The sequence below is a fragment of the Trebonia sp. genome (genome assembly GCF_049794275.1).
Classification (GTDB): domain Bacteria; phylum Actinomycetota; class Actinomycetes; order Streptosporangiales; family Streptosporangiaceae; genus Trebonia.
On record NZ_JBARCR010000355.1, the window covers coordinates 1 to 6180 of the forward strand.

Annotated in this window: 7 protein-coding genes; 4 read left to right on the top strand and 3 right to left on the bottom strand. The window is 71.4% G+C overall.

The features are described 5' to 3' along the window. Positions 1-61 precede the first annotated feature (61 nt). The 3 genes from WA805_RS09785 to WA805_RS09795 all read left to right on the top strand — a co-directional run bounded on the left by WA805_RS09785 (position 62) and on the right by WA805_RS09795 (position 3576). A complete protein-coding gene (locus WA805_RS09785) occupies positions 62-2461 on the top strand; it encodes a lysylphosphatidylglycerol synthase domain-containing protein (RefSeq protein ID WP_425242179.1) in 2400 nt (799 codons plus the stop codon). A 163-nt stretch (positions 2462-2624) separates the two neighbouring features. Continuing rightward, complete coding sequence (locus WA805_RS09790; RefSeq protein WP_425242180.1) at positions 2625-2948, top strand: dihydrofolate reductase family protein; 324 nt, start codon at positions 2625-2627, stop codon at positions 2946-2948. 13 nt (positions 2949-2961) lie between these two features. Continuing rightward, on the top strand, positions 2962-3576 hold the full coding sequence (locus tag WA805_RS09795; protein ID WP_422285016.1) for a GrpB family protein: 615 nt from the start codon (positions 2962-2964) through the stop codon (positions 3574-3576). 15 nt (positions 3577-3591) lie between these two features. On the opposite strand, the gene WA805_RS09800 is transcribed toward WA805_RS09795, so the two are convergent. Continuing rightward, a complete protein-coding gene (locus WA805_RS09800) occupies positions 3592-3960 on the bottom strand; it encodes a hypothetical protein (protein ID WP_422281882.1) in 369 nt (122 codons plus the stop codon). 20 nt (positions 3961-3980) lie between these two features. After that, a complete protein-coding gene (locus tag WA805_RS09805; protein WP_422285018.1) occupies positions 3981-4436 on the bottom strand; it encodes a pyridoxamine 5'-phosphate oxidase family protein in 456 nt (151 codons plus the stop codon). Between the two features lie 191 nt (positions 4437-4627). Between WA805_RS09805 and WA805_RS09810 the strand changes: the two genes are divergently transcribed. Further along, positions 4628-5524 (top strand): ABC transporter substrate-binding protein, encoded by an 897-nt coding sequence (locus tag WA805_RS09810; protein WP_425242181.1) that lies wholly within the window; start codon positions 4628-4630, stop codon positions 5522-5524. Positions 5525-5635: 111 nt separating this feature from the next. Here WA805_RS09810 and WA805_RS09815 read toward each other — a convergent pair. Continuing rightward, positions 5636-6180: EamA family transporter (locus tag WA805_RS09815; protein ID WP_425242182.1), on the bottom strand; the 545-nt coding region annotated here is incomplete at its 5' end.

Sequence of the window (6180 nt, forward strand, 5' to 3'; positions counted from 1 at the left end):
CGGCACGGTCAGCAGGCGGGTCTGCCGGATTGCCGCGCGATGCACAGGGTAACGACGTGGCATGGTGACGGGCGCAGGCGAGGAACCGCACGGCGGGCCTGGCGTGGCTGTCAGCCCGGCGGCAGCCGTCCCGGACGGGGTTCCCCCGGCCCGCGGGCGAGCTGGCACGGACCGGGTGCGCCGTCCCGCCGACCTGCTGCTCGCGGTTTTCGCGTTCGTAGTCGTCGCCGTGGTACTTGGCGCCATCCGGGCCCTGCCCCTGGGCAGCACCGAGGCGGCCGATGACGTCTCGAGGTGGCTGCTGCCCATCCCTCGCTGGCTGGCGTACGCGGCCGCCGTAGTCGCCGGAGTGGCCAGTTTCGTCCTGGTGGTCGTGTCCCTGGTCGTGCTGGTGCGCAACCAGTGGCGGGACGCGCTGAACGCGGTCGCTGCCGGGCTGGCCGGCGTCGTGGCGGCGGTCATCGCGACGGTCATCTGGCGCATAGAGAACGCGACGGTGGCACGCGCGGTGCTGCACGGCAGCAATCCGTCGATCTTCATCGTGGACACCGCGTTCGTCGCGTTCGTGGTGGGAACCGACCTGTCCCGGCATTCGCGCTGGCAGCGCTGGTGGTACCGCACAAGTGCGGCGCTGCTGCTCAGCGGGCTGGCCGTCGGCACGCTCACGCCCTTCGCAGTGGTGCTCGCGCTGTTCGGCGGCCTGCTAGTGGGTTGGGTCGTGCGCTGGCTGCTCGGCGCGGCGTCGGTACTGCCCACCACCGCCGAGCTCACTGACTGGCTGACCAGCCAGGGCGTGACGGCCGCGGACCTGTCGGTCGCCGGACCCCAGGGGCGCGCGCGGCAGGAAGGCACGGTGGCCGACGGCAGCAGGATCCGCGTTCACCTGTCCGGCCGCGACACCCGTGGATCAGGCGCGGCCCGGCGATTGTGGGCGCTGGCCCGTCTCCGGTCCGCGGTCGCGGGGCACGTCGCGCTTACTTCCCGCGCTCGGGTCGAGCAGCTCTCACTGGCCTGCTTCCTGGCGGAGCGGGCCGGCGTGCCCAGCCCCGTACTGGTGCTGCTCGGCGAGATGCCCGGCGAGACGCTGGTGCTCGTCACGACCATTCCGGACGGGCGGCCGGGGGCCGGCGGGGCGAGCCCGGCGGGCGCAGCGTCCTTGTTCGCGTCGCTCCGACGCCTGCACGACGCCGGCGTCGCGCACCACGACCTGCAGCCGGGCAACCTTTTCATCTCGGGGAACCGCGCCGGGTTCTGCTCACTCGACGCGGCCGAGCCAGGCGCCAGCGAACTTGCCCGCCGCCTCGACCTGGTCCAGGCACTGACGACGCTGGCCAGAGTCGTCGGTCCCGCCACCGCCGTCGCGGCGCTGCGGGCCGGTTACGGACCGGTAGATCGGGCCGCCGTGGCGGCGGTGACGCAGCCGATCGCCCTCGCCCCGTGGGGGTGGCGGGCGATGCGCGCCGCCTCGGGTTGCCTGGACGAGATCAGGCACGAGCTTCTCGGCGACAGGGCCGCGCTGCCGGCACCCCGGCTGGAACGATTCCGCTGGCGTACCATCGTCACCGCGGTCGCCCTCACCGTCGCCGGCTACCTGCTCGTCGGCCAGCTCTCTGGCGTCAACCTCCTCAGCACGCTGAGCCAGGCCAATCCGGCCTGGTTCCCCCTCGCCGTGTTCGGATCGGCGGTGACCTACCTGGCGGCGGCCGAGAACCTCGCGGCGTTCGTGCCCAAGCGGCTGTCCATCTGGCGCGGCTTCCGTGTTCAGCTGGCCAGCGCGTTCGTGGGCGTGGCCTTGCCGCCGACCGTCGGCCACGTGGCCGTGAACGCTCGCTACCTGCACCACGAGGAGGTGGACGACGGCACTATCGCCGCCGCGGTCACGATGTCGCAGATCGTGAACGTCGTCACGACGGTTCTGCTGCTGATCGTGCTGGGCGTGCTCACCGGGTCGGGGTTCAGCCGGTTCAAGATCGCGCCCGGTGCCGACGTGCTCATCGGGCTCCTGGTGATCTTGGCAATCGTCATCGTCCTGCTGGCCGTGCCGCAGACCCGTGCCAAGCTGACCGGCACCGTGTGGCCGCACCTGCAGGCGGTCTGGCCCCGGTTGCTTGACGCCATCTCCCATCCGGTCAGGCTCGCTATCAGCTCCGCGGCCAACGTCCTGCTGTCCGTCGCCTACCTGGTCGCGATGCTCGCGGCGCTGTGGTCGGTCGGCGCCCACCCGCCCATCCTGGCGACCGCGGTCGTTTACCTGGCCGGCAACGCGGTGGGAGCGGCGGCGCCGACGCCCGGCGGAATCGGCGGAGTGGAGGCCGTCCTGGCCGCCGGGCTGACAGCCATCGGCATCCCGGCGCACCAGGCGATAGCCGCGGTGCTCATCTTCCGCACGGCGACGTTCTGGCTGCCCATCCCGGTCGGCTGGATCTCCTACCTGGAGCTGCGGCGGCGCAGCATCCTGTAGCGATGAGTTCCCCCCGGGACGTTGCACGGCGAACCCGGCGGCGGCGCTGGCGTCGACGAGGCCTTCGCGAGCAACTGGGGACCCGGTATCGGCGCTGAGATCATGGGTCGCAACAAGTTCGGCCCGCAGCGGTGACGATCCGGTCTTCCACACCCCCGTCTTCGTGCTCACCCACTACGCCAGGCCCTCCATAGAAATGAAGGGCGGTACGACCTTCCACTTCATCGACACCAGCCCGGCCGAAGCGCTGGCGGCCGCCCGCGAGGCCGCGGGCGGCCTCGACGTCCGCATCGGCGGCGGCCCGGCCACCATCCGCCAGTTCCTGGCCGCCGACCTGATCGACCACATGCACATCGTGCTGGTGCCCATCGTCCTGGGGCGAGGGGAGCGGCTGTGGGACGGTTCCGAGGGCCTCGAGGAGCGCTTTGACGTCGAGGCGGTCAGCTCCCCGAGCGGCGTCACCCACCTGACATTCACCCGCCGGTAAATAGACTGCGGCAATGCCCACCCGAGCCGAGATCATCGCGTTTGACGACTCCCCGCCGCCACCGGGAGCCGATCCATGGGTTCCTGGCGCCGCCCCCGGTACCGGGATCGAGATGACCGAGCCCGACCCCGGCTGGCCGCAGCGCTACGAGGAACTCGCCGCCAGGATCCGCGAGGTCCTCGGCTGGCGGGTACTGCAGCTCGATCATGTGGGCTCGACCTCGGTTCCGGGACTGCCGGCCAAGCCCATCATCGACATCGACCTGGTGGTGGCGGATCCCGGCCGCGAGCAGGACTACGTGCCCGCGCTAGAGGCGGCCGGGTTCACGCTCGTGATCCGCGAGCCCTGGTGGTACGGCCACCGGGCGCTGCGGGCGGACGAGCCTCCCCGCAGCAACCTGCACGTCTTCGGATTCGACAGCCCCGAGCCGGTTCGGCACCGGATCTTCCGCGACTGGCTGCGGGGCAACCCGGACGATCGCGACCGGTACGCCGACATCAAGCGGCAGGCCGCGTCCGAGGCCAATGCCAGAGGCGAGCACGTGATGGAGTACAACGCCCGCAAAGAGCAGGTCATCCGCGAAATCTACCAGCGGGCGTTCGCAGCCGCGGGCCTGCTCCAGGAGTGACGCCAGGCAGCTCGCCTACCGGTAGCGGAAACCATCGAGGAAGCGGCGGAAGACGCCGCCTTCGCGAGTGAGAGCCGGACCAGGCGGGGCGGGGACGGGACGCTGGTGCGCGATGGGCTGGTCGTAATCGGTGCGGGCGATGGCCTCGACTATCTGGGATTCGTCGAATCCCTCGGAGCCTTCGATCTCGGGCACGTAGCCCACGAGCATGCCGTCGAGCATCACCTGGGCCTCGAGACCCGCCGTGCCGTCGGTGTCCCATTCGGCCTCGCGCCCGCCGGTCAGCGTCACGCGCACGCCGAACGCCTCGCCGCGGAACAGGTGAGCATTGACGCCACGATCGCGAAGGGCGTCGACCACCCGGCGAGCCTTGAACTCATCCATGCGAGCGAGGGTAGCGCCCGTTACTCGCGCTCGACCACGCGAAGCCCGCGCCGCGGCGTCCACGACTCGATGACCAGCAGCGTCGCCTCAGGGTTCAGCCGGGTGATAGCGACCTCGGAAATGTCGGCAGCGAACATCTCCGCAGCGGCTTCTTCGCCGGCTGGCCCGGCGGGAACCGCCCGCCCGGCGATCTTCGCCTCACCCGGCCACTCGGCCTCCTTGCCCGTCACCGGATGAACCGTCGGGCCATGCAGCGCGAACCGAGGATCCCGTCGCAGGTCCGCGCCCTTGCGCGCGCCCGGCATCGACCCGAACGTGAGCTCCCCGTCAGCGAACTCGCACTCGATGCCCGAGATCCGCGGCGACCCATCGGCCCGCAGCGTCGCGATCGTCTTATGCCTGCCCGCATCAAAGAGCCGCCGCACCCGCGCCGCGAACTCAGGCTCCGCCCGCTCCACATCCGCCCACGCCACCATGGCCACAGTATGCTCCGGCCCCCCGCACCCCCGGCGCCCGACTACCCCGAGGCCCTCCATCCCGGGCCCCGTCATCCCGGGCCCATTCCTCAACTTCCTATCACTTATGACCACTTCCGCGCCCGAAATGCCCGAATTATCCCCACGTAACTGATAGAAAGATGAGCCACCGCGCCCCTTATCCTGGCAACGTGCGTCTGGTGTCACTGCTACCGTCGGCGACTGAGATCGTGTACGCGCTCGGCCTGGGCGATGACCTCGTCGGGGTCACGTTCGAGTGTGACGAGCCGCCCGCGGCCCGCGCAGAGAAGGAAGTCGTGGTAGGCGGCCGGGACACGTCCGGCATGACCCCGGCGGACATCGACCGGTACGTCCGTGACCAGCTCGCCAGCGGCGAGGACCTGTACACGCTGCACGCCGACGCGCTCGCCAGGCTGCGCCCTGACCTCATCCTGACGCAGGACCTGTGCCGGGTGTGCGCGCTGCCCTCGGGGCACGTGGCGGAGGCGCTGGACTACCTGGGGTGCAGCGCCGACGTGCTGTCGCTCGACCCGTACACGCTCCAGGATGTGCTGGACACGATCCTCACGGTAGGCGAAAGGACCGGGGCGACCGAACGCGCCGAGCGGCTGGTCGCGAACCTCCGCGGGCGGCTGGCTGATGTGGCGGCGCGGGTCGAAGGCCGCCCCCGCCCGCGGGTCGCGGTCGTCGAGTGGGTCGATCCTCCGTTCGCGGCCGGACACTGGATCCCCGATCTGGTGACCGCGGCGGGTGCCGAGCCGGTCGCGGCCCGGCCCGGCCGCCGATCCGAGCCGCTGACCTGGCCCGAGGTCGCCGCCGCCGAGCCAGACCTGGTCATCGTTGCGCCGTGCGGCTACCACCTGGCAGACGCGGCCGCCCAGGCCGCGGCCGTGACGGCCGCGTTGCCCGGCGTTCCGGTGTGGGCCATCGACGCCGACTCCCTCGTGGTCCGCCCCGGTCCCCGCCTGATAGACGGCGTCGAGGCCATCGCCGCGATCGTGCACCCGGGCGCCGTGCCGCCACCGCCGGACGGGCAGGTCGCGCCGGTACAAGATCGCGCGGGATAACGCGCCGGACTCAGCAGGCCGGAATCCGGGCCTGATCCCGCACGATAGTCCCGCGCCTGATAACAGCAAGAAGCGGCTGGAAGCCGCGCCGCCTGGCACAACCGCCGGCATTCAGCTCACGTTGAGCAGCAGGACGCCGATCACGACCAGGAGTGTCGCCGCGATCCGCCAGCGGCCGAACGGCTCGTGGAACACCACCGTCCCGATCACCGCCCCGAAGATCACGCTGGTCTCGCGCAGCGCGGCGATCGGCGCCAGATCGCCGCGGGTCTGCGCCCACAGCACCAGCCCGTATGCCAGCACGCTCAGGCCGCCGGCAAGCAGCCCGGACCACAGCACCCGCCGTGACGTTCCTGACAGCAGCACGTGCCGCCGTCTGGCCAGCGCCCACGCGGGCACGCACAGCGATTCCAGCAGCATCAGCCAGCCGATGTACGCCACCGACGATCCGGACAGCCGCACTCCGAGGCCGTCGACCGTGGTGTAGGCGGCGATCGTCAGCCCGGTCCCCACCGCCGCGACCAGCGCCGGCCGCCCGAGACCGCCCCCGCGCCCGGCGCCGCCACCAGAACCGCCATCAGAACCGCTACCAGAACCGCCACCAGAACCGCCACGGGCAGCCGCCCGGCGCCCCGCCAGCACCAGCAGTACCAGCC